This window comes from Nocardia sp. CA-119907 (assembly GCF_050955995.1).
Taxonomy (GTDB): domain Bacteria; phylum Actinomycetota; class Actinomycetes; order Mycobacteriales; family Mycobacteriaceae; genus Nocardia.
In genome coordinates this window covers 4,499,895-4,514,366 of record NZ_CP192091.1, presented here as the reverse complement: position 1 = coordinate 4,514,366, position 14,472 = coordinate 4,499,895, and the positions used below count along the sequence as shown (strand labels likewise).

15 protein-coding genes and 1 pseudogene are annotated in these 14,472 nt (G+C 64.6%); 6 read left to right on the top strand and 10 right to left on the bottom strand.

Translation table 11 applies throughout. The annotated features are described in order from the left end of the window. Window positions 1-7 precede the first annotated feature (7 nt). The 4 genes from ACQP2D_RS19870 to ACQP2D_RS19855 all read left to right on the top strand — a co-directional run bounded on the left by ACQP2D_RS19870 (window position 8) and on the right by ACQP2D_RS19855 (window position 2,707). Window positions 8-1,330 (top strand): sensor histidine kinase, encoded by a 1,323-nt coding sequence (locus ACQP2D_RS19870; protein WP_433685198.1) that lies wholly within the window; start codon window positions 8-10, stop codon window positions 1,328-1,330. Between the two features lie 82 nt (window positions 1,331-1,412). Continuing rightward, entirely contained in the window at window positions 1,413-1,736 is a 324-nt protein-coding gene (locus tag ACQP2D_RS19865; RefSeq protein WP_433685197.1) for a hemophore-related protein, read from the top strand. A 312-nt stretch (window positions 1,737-2,048) separates the two neighbouring features. Further along, window positions 2,049-2,279 (top strand): DUF6400 family protein, encoded by a 231-nt coding sequence (locus ACQP2D_RS19860; protein WP_433685196.1) that lies wholly within the window; start codon window positions 2,049-2,051, stop codon window positions 2,277-2,279. Window positions 2,280-2,536: 257 nt separating this feature from the next. Next, complete coding sequence (locus ACQP2D_RS19855; protein WP_433685195.1) at window positions 2,537-2,707, top strand: hypothetical protein; 171 nt, start codon at window positions 2,537-2,539, stop codon at window positions 2,705-2,707. A 216-nt stretch (window positions 2,708-2,923) separates the two neighbouring features. On the opposite strand, the gene ACQP2D_RS19850 is transcribed toward ACQP2D_RS19855, so the two are convergent. Beyond that, the gene (locus ACQP2D_RS19850) at window positions 2,924-3,697 is read right to left on the bottom strand and encodes a TIGR03084 family metal-binding protein (RefSeq protein WP_433685194.1); all 774 of its coding nucleotides are present in this window, start codon (window positions 3,695-3,697) and stop codon (window positions 2,924-2,926) included. A gap of 272 nt (window positions 3,698-3,969) precedes the next feature. Between ACQP2D_RS19850 and ACQP2D_RS19845 the strand changes: the two genes are divergently transcribed. Further along, a complete protein-coding gene (locus ACQP2D_RS19845) occupies window positions 3,970-5,157 on the top strand; it encodes an alpha/beta fold hydrolase (protein WP_433685193.1) in 1,188 nt (395 codons plus the stop codon). A 256-nt stretch (window positions 5,158-5,413) separates the two neighbouring features. Here the strand turns inward: ACQP2D_RS19845 and ACQP2D_RS19840 are convergent, their stop codons facing one another. From ACQP2D_RS19840 to ACQP2D_RS19810, 7 genes are all read right to left on the bottom strand, one after another. Continuing rightward, the gene (locus ACQP2D_RS19840) at window positions 5,414-5,818 is read right to left on the bottom strand and encodes a hypothetical protein (protein WP_433685192.1); all 405 of its coding nucleotides are present in this window, start codon (window positions 5,816-5,818) and stop codon (window positions 5,414-5,416) included. Window positions 5,819-6,354: 536 nt separating this feature from the next. Beyond that, window positions 6,355-7,206, bottom strand: coding sequence for an ABC transporter permease (locus ACQP2D_RS19835; RefSeq protein WP_433685191.1), 852 nt, complete (start codon window positions 7,204-7,206; stop codon window positions 6,355-6,357). Further along, complete coding sequence (locus ACQP2D_RS19830; protein WP_433685190.1) at window positions 7,206-8,171, bottom strand: ABC transporter permease; 966 nt, start codon at window positions 8,169-8,171, stop codon at window positions 7,206-7,208. The genes ACQP2D_RS19835 and ACQP2D_RS19830 overlap by 1 nt, the downstream gene beginning before the upstream one ends. A gap of 5 nt (window positions 8,172-8,176) precedes the next feature. Beyond that, window positions 8,177-9,709 (bottom strand): ABC transporter substrate-binding protein, encoded by a 1,533-nt coding sequence (locus ACQP2D_RS19825; protein ID WP_433685189.1) that lies wholly within the window; start codon window positions 9,707-9,709, stop codon window positions 8,177-8,179. A 24-nt stretch (window positions 9,710-9,733) separates the two neighbouring features. Then, window positions 9,734-10,696 (bottom strand): oligopeptide/dipeptide ABC transporter ATP-binding protein, encoded by a 963-nt coding sequence (locus ACQP2D_RS19820; RefSeq protein WP_433685188.1) that lies wholly within the window; start codon window positions 10,694-10,696, stop codon window positions 9,734-9,736. Continuing rightward, complete coding sequence (locus ACQP2D_RS19815; RefSeq protein WP_433685186.1) at window positions 10,696-11,655, bottom strand: ABC transporter ATP-binding protein; 960 nt, start codon at window positions 11,653-11,655, stop codon at window positions 10,696-10,698. The genes ACQP2D_RS19820 and ACQP2D_RS19815 overlap by 1 nt, the downstream gene beginning before the upstream one ends. Before the next feature lie 473 nt (window positions 11,656-12,128). Then, entirely contained in the window at window positions 12,129-12,356 is a 228-nt protein-coding gene (locus tag ACQP2D_RS19810; protein WP_433685185.1) for a hypothetical protein, read from the bottom strand. A 186-nt stretch (window positions 12,357-12,542) separates the two neighbouring features. On the opposite strand from ACQP2D_RS19810, the gene ACQP2D_RS19805 reads away from it, so the two are divergent. Then, complete coding sequence (locus ACQP2D_RS19805; protein WP_433685184.1) at window positions 12,543-13,154, top strand: MerR family transcriptional regulator; 612 nt, start codon at window positions 12,543-12,545, stop codon at window positions 13,152-13,154. 44 nt (window positions 13,155-13,198) lie between these two features. On the opposite strand, the gene ACQP2D_RS19800 is transcribed toward ACQP2D_RS19805, so the two are convergent. Further along, window positions 13,199-13,996 carry an aldose 1-epimerase gene (locus tag ACQP2D_RS19800; protein ID WP_433685183.1) on the bottom strand — a complete coding sequence of 266 codons (798 nt, stop codon included), beginning with the start codon at window positions 13,994-13,996 and terminating at the stop codon, window positions 13,199-13,201. After that, window positions 13,941-14,315: pseudogene (locus ACQP2D_RS19795) on the bottom strand (GNAT family N-acetyltransferase); the annotation flags it as partial. The pseudogene ACQP2D_RS19795 and the gene ACQP2D_RS19800, both read right to left, overlap by 56 nt. Between the last annotated feature and the right edge of the window lie 157 nt (window positions 14,316-14,472).

The window sequence follows — 14,472 nt, the reverse complement described above, 5'->3', positions numbered from 1 at the left end:
GGGTGCGATGAAGACGGTGTCGCTACGCAGGCGCGTCACGCTCACCACCGCTACGGTGCTCGGTGCGGTACTGATCGTCGTTTCACTGGTAGTGCACGGGTTGTTCTCGCTGGCGCTGAATCGCAGTCAGAACGCGGTACTCGCCGACCGCGTTCAACTGGCGCAGCAACTTGCCGGCCAAGGCATCTCGCCCACCGATCTGCTCACCCGGATCGATGCGCGGTCGGTACGGGCGCGGCTCGTCCTCGCCGATGGCCGCACCTTCGGCAGCCTGAGCGCCCAGCACGAGGACCAGGCCACGGTGAAGACCAGACACGTGCTGCTCAACGGCCAAGGCGAGTTGGACCACGCGCGAATGACCCTGCAACTCGATACGAAACTGTTGGCGGGAGCGCAGTCGAAGCTGGTGGGTGTGCTCGTGGGCACTACCGCCGCCGCACTGCTCGTGATCGTCATCGGGTTGCCGTTCGGTATTCGGCGCGCCCTCGCACCATTGGATTCGATGACCGTACTGGCTCGCGAGATCGCCAACGGCCGACGCGGACGGCGGTTGTCGCCATCGCGACCCGACACCGAACTGGGACGCACCGCAACGGCTTTCGATGAAATGCTGGACGCACTGGAAGGCGCCGAGGCCCGAGCGCAGGCCTCCGAGGAACAGATCCGTACCTTTGTCGCCGACGCCGCGCACGAGTTGCGCACCCCGATCACCGGAATTCGCGCGATCGCCGAAGCGGTCCTGCAGCAACCACCCGACACCGATCCCGACACCAACCTGCAGATGCAGATGCTGTTGGTTCGTGAGGCCCAGCGCGCGGGCCGGCTGGTCGACGATCTCGTCGATCTGGCCCGCATCGACGCCGGACTGCCGCTGCAACACACGCCGACCGATCTATACGACCTCGCCGACGCCCAGTTGAATCGGATGCGGCTGCTGCACAGCGATATCGAGTTCGAACTCGCGGGCGATCATGTGGTCGCGGCCATCGATCCCGAACGTGTCAACCAGGTGCTGTTGAACCTGCTCGAGAACGCGTGCCAAGCTATGCCGGACAGCGGCAGGGTGACAGTGCGGGTCGGTGCCACCAGCAACCTGGCCGAGCTGACGATCAGCGACACCGGCCCGGGGGTGCCGCCCGGCGAACGTGAACGGATTTTCGACCGGCTGGTGCGTCTGGACCAGGCACGCGATCGCCGCGCCGACGGTTCCGGCCTGGGACTTGCCATCGCCCGCGGCATCGCCAGAGCCCATGGCGGCGACCTGATCTGCCTCGACCCTCCGCCCGGACAACACGGTGCCGTGTTCGTGCTGCGGCTGAAGATCGCCTGAAGATAGTGCCGCGACAGGTGCACTCGGCAGGTCGGGTCGGCAGATTCGATGGGGACATATCCCTCCGACCACTGGAGTAAGAATGAAGCGCAGTCTCGTCGCTGCCACCCTCACCGGCCTCGCCGGCCTGGCCATCGCCCTGCCCGCGACCGCCTCCGCCGACCCCGGGCCGCAATGCAACCCCGCGGCCGCGGCCCAGGCGAAGGCGGACAGCGCTCCGAAGGTCGCCGCATTCCTGGCCAGTCACCCGGACTTCGCCGCGGAAGTAGCCAAGGTGAAGGCCCTGCCCAAGGATCAGCGCAAAGCGGAGTGGAAGTCCTACCGCCAAGCGCACCCTCAGGACGTACAGGACTTCAGGACCGCCCGCGCGGCCATCCACGACTACCGTCAGGCCTGCCACAAGTAAGCCATCGATCTCGGCCACCCGCGCCCGGTGTCACGGGCGCGGGTGTCGAGCGACAACGCCCCTGGTCCACTTCGCGAGCGACGACCATGGCGAGTTCCGCTCTGTTGGCGGCGTGACGATAAAGCGTCGCTATGCCCGATTTCAGCGTCGTGGCGATTATGTGGACGCATTCACTCCGTGGTCCAGTCCGCGCACGGGCATCAAATGTGATGAAGTCTGGCCGTGGAATGTGATGCAGGTCATTGCCCGAGAAGGCGTGTTTGGGCATTGTCGTCACTTCGTTTTGGAAAGAACCTGGTTGGAGATGCCGAAATGGCCGACCTCAATTTTGCTTACGACCTCACGCTGGACGAGGCACGACGGCGCAGCGCCGTCGTCGAGGCGCTCGGTGACAACTGGGATCCGGTCGCGGTGCTCGCCGAGGAAGACCGGGCGTACGACATGCTGTACTCGAATCTCGACGATGAACAGCAGCGGATCTACGACGAACTCGTCCAGGCCGGGATCCTGCCGGATCGGGCGACGCGCTATATCGCCGACTGATCTCACCGCCGAGCACGAACCATGGCTGATGTTCGGCGTGTTGCCTCCAGCGAGTCGTGACCTAGCTGCTCCGGCTCTCGGCTGAGTTTCGTGAGCAGTGGATGCGCGGTAGTGCGCGACCCGCGCGTTCGGCCGGGCGATCAGGGGCCCGCAATGCTGCAATGGCTGCGCCCCTGATCGCCTGCCGGGCAAGGCTTCTGGTGTCTGAGTCCGGCTTGTTCGGTGGCTGCGTGTGTCAACCACACAGCGCCAGTTGGGTGAGAGCGCGAAGCGCGTCGTCGATGGGATGGGGCTGCGGCTTACCCGCCTGGGTCAACCCGGCCACCCACCCCGTCGACCACGACACCCTGACCACCGTGCTCGCCCGACGGCTCGGCGCGGCCGAGACATTCATCGACACACCAACATCCGATACCACCGTACGGTGATCGGGCCACCCTGGCACTGCGGTACAAGCGAACCCACTCCGCTGATCGAGCTGCCAGGAGTGGCCACGTGGACGGAAGATCAACAGCCCGAAGACATCTCAGGCCGCGACTCATCCGTCGAGAATGCGAGCCCATCCCGATGTGCGCACGGTCTGCACTCTTCGAGCCGTTTGGACCTTCAACGTCTGGATCAGCGGAGCAGGGAACCAACCTCTTTCAGAGGAAAACGCGAGCGATCTCCAGCCACTTCCGCGCGTCCTCACCGACCGCGGTGAGGTCGGTCTCGGTCAGGGATCTGCGTTGGGTGACTCGAAGACAGAAGTCGAAGGCACTCCCCTGAACCCGTTGCCCGGCATCTTCTGGGCCCCAGACCCAGGTCCGGCCGTCGGGACCGGTCAGCTCGACACGGAACGGCTCTGTGGGAGTAGGCAATTGGGCCGCGTAGAACGACAGCTCTCGTCCTACGACGCCCAAGGCGGCCACATGCCGGAGCCGACTCGTCGGACGGTGTGAGACGCCCAGCGTATCGAAAATGTCCTGCCCGTGAGCCCACGTCTCCATCAGTCGAAGCGGCACCATGAGCGCGGCGGTCAACTGCGAGCCGTACCACGGAAACCCATGGTCCAGCGGAACATCACGCAGCGCCGCCGCCACCTCGGCTCGACCAGCACGCCATTGCTGCAGCAGTACCGATCGCGGTTTCGCTGCTCCCGCGGCAGCGTCGAGATCAGCGTATCGGCTGCCCGCGGCTTCGGCCTGCTTCAGGACGGCGTCGAACGCCTCCGGAGTCCGTATGGCAATGAGAACGTTCGCATCAGCTGCGGCAAGATGAGCGATCTGGTGGGCGATCGTCCACCCCGTTGCCGGCGTGTCCTTGGACCAGTCGGCCTGCGCCGATACCAGGGCGTCGAGTTCATCTCCTTCAGCCACCAAATCGGGCAGAGCAAGATCGCGCTCCACATCGGACATGTCGAGGTCGTAATTCAACATCCAGTATCACCTTCACCCGCACGGTCGAACATGATCACCACGACGATAGACGCCGACTGTGTCACACAGCCGACACATCCGAAGTCGGCCGTGAACGATCCGGGCGATCATGCCGGTGCGCAGGCGAGACTTCTTGCGCCAGTTCAGGATCATGCCGCCGGGCGGGATCTGAGCAGTGAGATCGACTGCAGCACAGACCGTCCGGTGACGTCGCGGTGCTTCTCCCGGTGGCCGAAATCGGGCGAATCCTTTCGAGCCGTCGGCCCTCTTACATGCGGCATCTGGACCAGGACGGTATGGCCGAGGTCGCTGATCACCGAACCGGTTGGCGTGCCGACGATCGGGCTGTACGCAGCGGGACGCTGTCTCGATTCTGGTCCGTCCCGCAACTAGAAGGAGCACACATGTCCGCTTTCCATCCGCCGCAACCGACCTCGGTCGCACCCCATGGCGGCCCGTTGCCCCGCCATCTGCGGCCCGTCTCAGGACGCCGGACACCTGTCTCGGCCGTGCTGGCGGCACTGGCCACCAGCGTGCTGTTGGTCGGGCCAGGCGTCGCTCACGCCGACCCTGCTGATGTGCCCGCCTCCGCGATGGATACCGCATGGACAACGGCTGACGGTTTCCGCGGGTCACCGTCATTGGCAGCGCCCACCCACATCGTCGATGTAGCCGGGGTACCGATCGCTTACCGCCGCTTCGGACAGGGGCCAACCCTGGTGTTGACGCCGTGCCTCGGATTCAGCATGGACGACTGGGATCCGGCGCTGCTCGATCGCCTGGCCGCGACCAACCATGTCGTCCTCTTCGACTCCGACGGCGTGGGACGCACCCCGGCGAGCTCTGCGGCCCTCTCGACCGTCCGGCAACTGTCCGATCAGGCCGCCGGTCTGATCCAGGCTCTTCATCTGGACCGCCCCACCCTCGTGGGCTACTCCCTGGGAGGATTCGTCGCGCAACGTTTGGTCGTGGATCACCCCGATGTCGTTGGCGCCCTGATTCTGATGGGTACGGGTCCCGGCGGATCGCAGCAGGTGCTGCCCGATCTCCCCGATCTGATCGCGGGCGCGCCAGCGTTCGATCCGACGGCGCCCGCCGACCGGGTCATTCCACTGTATTTCAGCGATCATCCCGACGCTCTGGCTGCGTGGCGTCAACGAACAGCTCTGCGCCCCGACCGAGTCGGGGTGAACCTGACCGGCCTCAACCGGCAACGCGCGGCAATGAGCGACTGGCTCATCGACCCCACCGCCAACGTCATCGCCAGCCTGCCGAACCTGCGGCTGCCCACCCTGATCCTGGGCGCCGACAACGATAAACAAGAACCCGCCGCCAACTCAGCCCTGCTGCATCACTACATCAACGGTTCGGAATTGCTGATCTACCCTCAGCTCGGTCACGCGTTTCCCTTCGAAGCGCCGGCGCGCGTTGCTGAGGATATCGCCCGGTTCACGCGGTAGCGGCCTGATCGGTCGCCGAGTCGGACGCCTGGGCCCCGATCCCACGCCGACGCAATCCGACTGCCGAAAATACGAGAACGGCCACAACGCGCCGACCGCAACCAGGTGTGAGTGACCGCTCGTGCCGCCTATCGTGCGTTTCCGAACGGTCGCGCGGTCGCACCCTGAGGTTTCGATGTTCGGTGGCCGAGTCGCGGGGTCCTCGAGAGGACCCCGCGACTCGGCCACCAGCTGTGCTGCGCCGACCCGGCACCGGTCAGGCGGCGTCGAGGGCCGCGGTGACCTTGCGGGCCATCACCGCCACAGCGGGGTTCGACTCGCCCTTGCCGGGCCCGGCGGCGGCTTCGACGGCGACCACGACGGTGCCGCGGAAGTTGTCGACCTCCTCCGGATACTGCTTGCCGAGCAAGCTCATGGCCGCGGTCAGGGCAGGCAGCACCTCGTCGGCGAGTTCGGCGACCGACTTGCCCGGCAAGCGGATGTCTTTGGACTTGGCGGCGAGCACATGCCCGACCAGTCCGGTCGCAGAGGTCAGGGCGATGGAGCCGTGCGTAATGCCCTTGTGCGGTGCACCGGCGGCGGCCATCAACGACACCGCACCGTAGGCGGCGGTGCGCAGAGTGCTCTTGTCCTGATCGGTCAAGGTGATGGTGATCGACATGTCGTGTACTCCTCGAAATCGGTTGTGGCACCGACTGGAACCGTGTCGGTGCCGGTCGTTTTGTTCGATGGACACACTGTCGCCGGGCCGACTGACACCGACCTGACACACACCTGACACCTGCCCTGACACCACGATCGGCCATCAACACGCCAGCTGACCCGCCGACGATCACACCGCCCGAGACCGCTGTGGCTCAGAACGTTCTATGTCGCGGCCCGCGCGTTCGATCCCCGGCGGCGCCTTTACAGCCGACAGTTTCCGATGCCGCACCGCCAGGCGCGACCGCCTGCACGTCTGCGGCCGGGCCGGACACCCACCCGACGTAACCGGATCCCGAAGAAGCTTCGACCGAGCAGGCTATCCGCAAGGCCAAACCGATGATTCGGACCATTCACCTAGGAGATAGAGAATTATCTTCAACATCAGGGTGCGGAGTCCGGCCGGGTGCGTAGCTACCACGAACGGACCCTCGCCGACATTCCGCGCCGGGCAGCGACCTGGATTCGTGGATGGGCATGGTCCCTCCTTCGAATTCAGCTGTCGGAGAGAAGATCACGGCACTCATCGCCGATTCGGTACGTTGCGAGCACAGCGACGGCAATGAGGACACCGGGCGCCAAGGCTTGGTCCGGTGCGCTCAGAATGTGCTGATAGGCGTTGTTCAAGTCGCCACCCCAACTCGGCGCGGGAGGCTGGATGCCCAAGCCGATGAAGGACAGTGCGGCCTCGATGATGAAGGCCAATCCGGCGAAGACCGCAGCCTGGATGATCACCGGACCGATCGCGTGCGGGAGGACATGCCGGATCAGGATTACGTGCGCAGGGCAGCCGGACATCCGTGCGCTGAGCACGTACTCGCGGCGCCGTACCTCGGCCACTCCGCCTGCGGTCAGACGCGCGATGACCGGTGCGAACACCACACCCACCGAACACATCGCCGTCACGAGGTCGGGGCCGAGAACACCGGTGATGGCAATCGCCAGCACCAGCGCGGGAAAGGCAAGAAAAGCGTCGGCCATTCGCATCAGTACCGTCCGCAACCAGCCTGGTCCGTAGCCCGCGCCGAGCCCCCAAGGGAGGCCGAGTGCCAATCCGACACCGACCGCGATCAGAACGCCCGCGAACGACGACCTGCCGCCCCAGATGAGTCTGCTCAGCACATCCCGGCCAAAACTATCGGTTCCGAGCAGGTGAACGGCGCTGGGGCCGGCGAATCTGCTGGTCAGGTCCTGATCGGTCGGACTGTACGGTGCGACCACCGGTGCCAGGATCGACATCAGGACCAGCACACCGAGGATGCCGACACAGACCCACAGCCCGACGCGTGACCAACGCCCACGCCGATCGATCGGTCGAGTTTCATCGAGAAGCGTCAGCGCGGTCATCAGCGCGCCTCCGCTCGCAACCGCGGCGTCAGTACGCCGTTCAGCACATCCACGAACAGATTCAGCCCTAGAACGATTGCGACATAGATCAATACGATGCCCTGCAGCATTGGGTAGTCGCGGGCCTGGATAGCCGTGATCAGGGCGCCGCTCATACCGGGCAGCACGAAAATCTGCTCCAGCACTACCGTCGCGCCCAAGATGCCTATGGCGAGCAATCCGTAGACGGTCAGCAGGGTCGACAGCACATTGCGGAACGCGTAGTGCCACACTACGGTCCGCTCGCGCAGCCCCATCGCCCGAGCAGTCCGCACGTATTCACTCGACAGCGCATCGATCATCGCGGCCCGGACTTGACGTACCACAACAGCGGCCGCACCTGCCGCAAGCGCTGTCGCGGGCAGCACCAGGTGCTGCAGATTCCCGACTGGGTCCTGTTCGAACGGTACGTACCCAAGGGCCGGAAACATCCGCAAACCGACCGCGAACACATCGATCAGCACGATCGCGAGAAAGAAATCCGGCACCGCTAGCCCTATTCCGGATAGCGCGCGGACCACGCCATCGGCTCGGTGACCGGACCGGTACGCGGTCCAGACCCCCGCGGGCACCGCAACCACAGCCGACATCACCAATGCCAGTCCGACCAGCTCCGCGCTGACCGGAAGCCGGTGCAGCACCTGGTCGGCTACCGGGGCACCATTGACCAGCGACGTCCCCAGATCTCCGCGGACCACCCCGCTCAGCCAGTGCCAATACTGCTCGTAGAGTGGCTTGTCCAGACCGAGCCGCCGGTTGATGACGGCTGGGTCCACATCGGTGCTACTCACCCCGATCAGGGCCTCCGCGGGCCCGCCGGGGACCAAGTGAATCAGCAGCAGAGTCATCACCGTTGTCAGGAACGCGGTGGGGAACATCTGCCCGAGCCTCCTGAGCACCAGTCTCACGAGCTCGCTGTCCGTCATTCGCTTCATGACACGGCCAGATGTGCCAGTTCAGGCGAACCGTTGAGCGCGGGGACGACGCCATGGACTCGCTTGGTGTAGGCGCTTACGGCCGGCGCGTGGAAGATCGGAATGAACTCGGCACGCTGGATCAGGATCTGGTTGATCTGCTTGACGACCGCCAGTTGCTCGGCCTCGGTGTAGGTGTCGTTCAGCTGCGCGATCAACTTGGTGATCTCGGGGTTCGGCTCCGCATTCTGCCGAAAGTACGACGTCGATCCGAGCAATGAGCTGTAATTCAGCGGGGCCGACCACTGCGACGGCCATCCGACGCTGAATACCTCGGCACCGTTGTGCGCGACGAACTGCGATATGGCCTGGGCACCAGGGACATTGGTGAAATTCACCTCGATTCCGACCTTCTTCCATTGCTCGGCGACCAGCACCGCGACGGTGGAGAAGGGCGGCGCGGCAACGGATATACCGCGGATCGTCACACCGTTGGGAAACCCGGCTTCGGCAAGCAATTGCCGGGCCTTGTCCGGGTTGTAAGGCCAGGCGTTGTCCGCCGCGTCGTCGTGAAATGCAGCGCCCGGCGGATACAACGACCATGCGGGCATTCCGGTGTCGCTGTTGAGCACAGTCTTGGCAATGGCCTTGCGATCCAGGGCATATTCCATCGCCAACCGTAGTTTTGGATTGTTGACAGGGTTGTTCTTGGTGTTGATCATGACCGCTGTAAAGCCGAGCTGCGGAGTACGTTCCACAGTGATGTTGGGGAGACGTTCGAGTCCCGCAGTCGCGGATTCACTCACCCCGTATGCGAAGTCGGCGGCGCCGGACGAGAGCGCGTTCGTCATCGCCGTGTCGCTGGTGATGATCTTTATGTTGATACCCGCGGCTATGGGGCCGGATCCGCTCACCGGCCGGTAACCGGCGAACCGGGTGAAGGAGTACTCGCTGTTGGGGACCGCGCGAGCGAATTGATACGGCCCGGCGCCGACCGGGTGGTTCGCGAAGTCGTTACCGTACTGACGTAATGCGGTCGGCGAGGCTACGAAACCCAAGCGGCTGCTCAGATGGCCCGGCATTCCGGACGTCGGGCTGCTCAGTTTGATGGAAAGGGTGTCAGGAGCCTCGACATCGATGCTCTTGATGGAGGGAACCGATACGAGCCCGGTGGCGAGGCAGTGCTCCATACTCGCCTTGACGGCCTCCGCGTCCACCGGAGTGCCATCGTGAAAGGTCGAGCCCGAGCGGAGTTTCACAGTAAAGGTTAGTTTGTCCGCACCGACGAAGTCCCACGAGGATGCCAGCCCCGGGCGAGGTTTGAGAGTGTTCGGATCGATATCGATCAGTGGGGTATAGAGCAGTTTGAGATAGGTCAGGTCATAGCCGGAGTTTCCGGCACACGGATCGAACGAGCTAGGTGTTTGCGGAGAGGCGACAGTAACCGCCGCGTCGGGGTCTGCGGGCGCGGGCGACGAGCCACCACCACACGCGCTCAGTACGAGTGCCGTGGTGGCCACGAACGCGCCGGCGGTCAATTTTCGGATCATGCGGGTTCTACTTCCTTATCGGTGTCACAACGAGCCGGCCTGCCATGCATCGATGGCTCGGTCCCGGAAGTGGCAGGCAGTCGAGTGGTCATCGCCCGCATCGCTCATCAGAACGGGCGCGACTGCCGCGCAGTGCTCGGATGCCAATGGGCATCGAGTGCGAAATCGACAGCCGGACGGCGGTTTTCCGCGCTCGGAAATCTCGCCCTGAAGGAGAACCCGGCGCCGGTCACGACGTGCGAGCGTCAATCTGGGTACGGCTGCCAGCAACGCCTGCGTATAGGGATGCGCGGGAGACTCCAGAATCGCTGCAGTGGAACCGATCTCCACCAGTTGGCCCATGTACATGACGCCGACCCGATCCGCGATCTTGGCTACCGAACTCAGGTCGTGGGAGATGAACAGGTAGGTCAATCGATGTTCGTTACGCAATTCGGCGAGCAGCCGGAGAACATCGGATTGCAGCGACATATCCAACGACGCGACAGGCTCGTCGCACAGAATCAGGTCCGCGCGGGATGCGATGGCGCGGGCTATGGTGACGCGTTGCCGCTGTCCTCCAGAGAGCTGAGCCGGTCTTCGATCCGCGAGATCGTCGCCGAGCCCAACGCGCCGTAGAAGTTCGACGGCCGCAGGTCGCAGTGATCGCGGAATGCGCAGCCGCTCGGGCGCCATGACTTCGGCGACGCACTGCCAGACCGAGAGACGGGTATTGAGAGCAGAACGCGGATCTTGAAAGATCACGTGCGACGATCCGCCGGCGCGCCGACCCCCCGATGAATCACGGTGAATCGTTCCGGCAGTAGGTTTTACGAGCCCGGCCAGTGCATGAGCCAACGACGACTTCCCGGACCCGGACTCTCCGATTATGGCGAGCGTCTCGCCTTTGTCGAGAGAGAAGCTGACATCGTCGACGGCGAGTAGCCGATCGGCACCGCGGCGGTACTGCACGACCAAGTTGCGGACTTCGAGGAGACTCTCGACCATCAAGCCACCAACCCATCGAGATCCAGCTCGGAACCGCGCAGACAGCGTGTCGCTGATCGGCCGGAAAAGACCAGTTCGGGGTGTGTAGTGCGACAGCGATCGACCGCGTAGGCGCAGCGCGGTTGATAGGCGCATCCCTCGCGGTTGGGAGCCAGCTCGCGTGCGGGCGCGGACTTGTCGATCCGCATTTCAAGTGCGGTTGCCTGCAACAGGTTCTGCGAGTAGGGGTGAGTCGGGCTGTGCAGCAGGTCGTCTCGCGATGCGACGTTGACCACTTCGCCCGCGTACATGGTGATGACGCGGTCGCACAGGTCGGCGACCACACCGAGGTCGTGGCTGATGAGCAGGATCGACAGCCCGTCTTCATCGGCGAGCATACGAAGCAGTTCGATGATCTGCGCCTGAATGGTGACATCGAGGGCAGTGGTCGGTTCATCGGCGATCAGAAGCCTCGGGCCACACGCCAGCGCCATGGCGATCATGACCCTTTGGCACATGCCACCGGATAGCTCGTGCGGGAAGGCATGGAGCAACCGATCGGGACCGGGCAGGCCGACTCTGCCGAGTAGTTCGACCGCCCGGGCCGAAGCCTGACGCGAGGTGATCCGCTGATGCGCCCGAAGCACGTGGGAGATCTGCCGACCGATGGTCAGCGCGGGATTCAGCGAGGACCTGGGTTCTTGAAAGATCATGCTGAGATCACGGCCCCGCACAGCCCGCAGCCTGTCCGGGGATGCGCGCAGAAGGTCGTCGCCATCGAAGACGATGCGTCCTGCGACCTCGGCTCCTGGCGGGTAGAGGCCGAGGACGCCCAGACCGGTGAGGGTCTTTCCGCTTCCGCTCTCGCCGACCAGGCCGACAACCTCGCCCGCGTCGAGTTCGAAACCGACCTCGCGAAGAAGCCGTCCCGCGAACGGAAGTCTGAGCGACAGATCTTCCACAGTCAGAAGTGGGGCCATGCGGGTTCCCTCAATCGTGATGTCCTGGTTCGGATTCGAGCTCCGACCATGTCGTGCGGGCAATTCGCCATTCGCCGCGACTTGAAACTGAACTCAACATCAAGATGTGATCTACGTCAAGTCCCGATCCGGAATCGACGTCACTCCGATCCTCCTACCGGCGGTAGTGCAGCTGCGCTCTTAGTTCCGCCAGCGGCAGCGCGACCACATGCACGACCTCGGATCGGCGGCAACGGGGCGGGGCACCGTGGGTGCACCGCGCGGGTTCGCGACCCAGGCGGGCCGCCCGATATGCCTGCAGCGCTTGGTCGCCGCTGGCTACTCTGCTCGCCTCAGCGTGACGAGCGCGAGCCACGGATGAATTCCGAACTGTTCTGCCCCTGGAGCTTTCGTCCAGCCCCATGGGGCCGATGACAAAGACACCCGAACTTCTGAACACGCCGGGAGACTCCCGCAAATCACAATGACGGCGCTCAGCGCATCGAGTGCGTCCTGACCGACTGCGGTCGGCGGCTGAACCACCATGAGTCGATCACCACCGAACGAGGTATCGCCGCGGCCATCGCCCAGACCGCCTCCATCGCAACTGCGCCGAGTGACGGCAGGTCCTCAGGGCAGGAAATACATTCCGCCAAATCTTCTTTCACCACATCCTTGGACAGCACCTGCGCATTCAGCTCCCGGGCGAGCAGCGGCGCCAATGTCGACTTACCGAGCCGGGTAGGCCGTTGACGAGCACGAGAAGCTTGTCCATCGCTCCCTGCGGTTTCGAGTGTGGGCTCGGCGAATGATTCCGGAGTTCAGCGGTCGGGCGGCGTGACCGAATTGAAACTTGAAACCGACGTTGCGTCAGGTTTTAGCGTAGGTGGGGCACGTCGAGAGGAGTCATGTTGGTTGACCGGGTGTGGCGGGTTGGGGAGGTGGCTCGGGAAAGCGGGGTGACGGTGCGGGCGCTACATCATTACGACCGGCTCGGGCTGTTGGTGCCGTCGTCACGGACATCGGGTGGGCATCGGTGCTATACCCAGGCCGATGTTCAGCGGCTGTATCGCATTGCGGCGTTGCGGGGCTTCGGGTTTGCGCTCGAGGACATCGCGGCACTCCTGGATGCCGAGCCGACTCTGGACCCGCGCGAGCTCATCCGGCAGCAGCTGGTGGTGGTCGATCAACGCATCGCACGCGCGGCCGCATTGCGTGAACGCCTGCTCGGTGTGCTGGACGGCCTCGATGACGCGGTCGAGCCGTCGACATCGGAGTTCCTGCGATTGGTAGAGGAGACAATTTCCATGAATCAGCCACTGACCCCTGAGGAATTCGCCCGGCTGACGCGGCAGCGCGCAGAGTACACACGGCAGTTGGGCGCGGAAGAATTAGCGGCAATGGCGCAACGGCGCGAGGCGGCCTTCGCGGCGGTGAGCCCGGCCGAACGTGCGCGCATGCATGCCCAACGTGCGCGAATGATGCCGCCCGGCGTCGAAATCGCTCGCGGAGACGACTGACCCACAGCCTCCTGGACGAGGGATTCCGGCGCGTAATCCCTTGTCTAGGTGAGGAATTGCCAGGTCCAGGTGGTCGAGAGTTCCAGGGGCGTGGTGGGGGTTACGGGGTCGGGGTGGGTGTTCAGGCCGTTGGGTGGGCCGGATTGGGGTTCTACGCAGACGGCTTCGGGTTGTTGGTCGAAGATGACCACCCAGTGCGCGGGGCTGGTGATTGTCAGCGCCAGGGCGTGGGGCCAGGTGAGGGTGACGGTGGTGCCGGTGGGCATGGCGAAACAGTCGTCCCAGGGGCCGGGCTGCGGGGCGATGCGGCGGCCATCGGGAAGGTAGTCGGGGCCGCGTTCTTCTTGCCAGGCGGGAGTGAAGTCGAGCTCAACGTCGTTGCCGGAGCCGAGGTTTCGGAGGAACCAGGGGTGCCAGCCGACTTGGGCGGGGAAGGCGTCGGCGGCCGCTTCGACACGCATCGTGAGGGTGACCGAGTCCGGGCTGAGTTCGATCAGCTGGGTGACTCGGCCGGGGTAGGGCCATGGGGCGGTGAGGTCGTAGCTCAGTGCGGCGGAGGTCTCGCTGGCGCTGAATACGCGCCAGGCGGTGTCGCGACCGGTGCCGTGGATGGCGTGCGGGGCAGCATTGATGGGCATTTGGTGGACTGTGCCGCCATTTCGGAACTGGCCCAGCCCCATCCGCCCGCACCAGGGAACCATGGGGAACGCGCCATAGCGGGGAGCCTGTCGCAGTAGCTCGAGGCCACTGATCCGCAGACTGGTCAGGCGTCCGCCGTCCTGCGGATCAATTGTCAGCTCCGCTTTCCCCGCGGTCAGCACGACCGTGGAATTGCCGGCCATGAGCACTCCCCTTTCGGCAATGAACTGATCCGATAGCACACACTGCCACGGCGGCGGCCTGGATGCGCGGCGTGCGCGCGGTAGGAGACTCAGCCGATCCAGTACCGGCGTAACAATGTGCCGGCGGTCCCGGGCTCGATCGAGTCGAGCTCCCGCCGCAGGATTCCACAATGCGTGCGGAAGCGGCGTTGGGGTCGGCGCAAGTGACAAGGATTCGATCCACATCGAGGCCGCGGGCGACAGGAACGCTGGCGCGCAGGATCGCGGTGCCGTAACCGCGACCGCGGAATCGACACAGGCCGGCGTACCCGATGTGGCCGTGGCGGCGCGCCGAACGGGATTCACGGTATGCCGGACCGAGGCGCGTCCGAGGAGCTCGTCGTCGACGGTGGCGACGAGGAAGGTCTCAGGCACTATGCCGGGTGGTGACCGGCACCGATGCGGCTCTTTTCCAGCGTGGACAGGTAACGCGACCA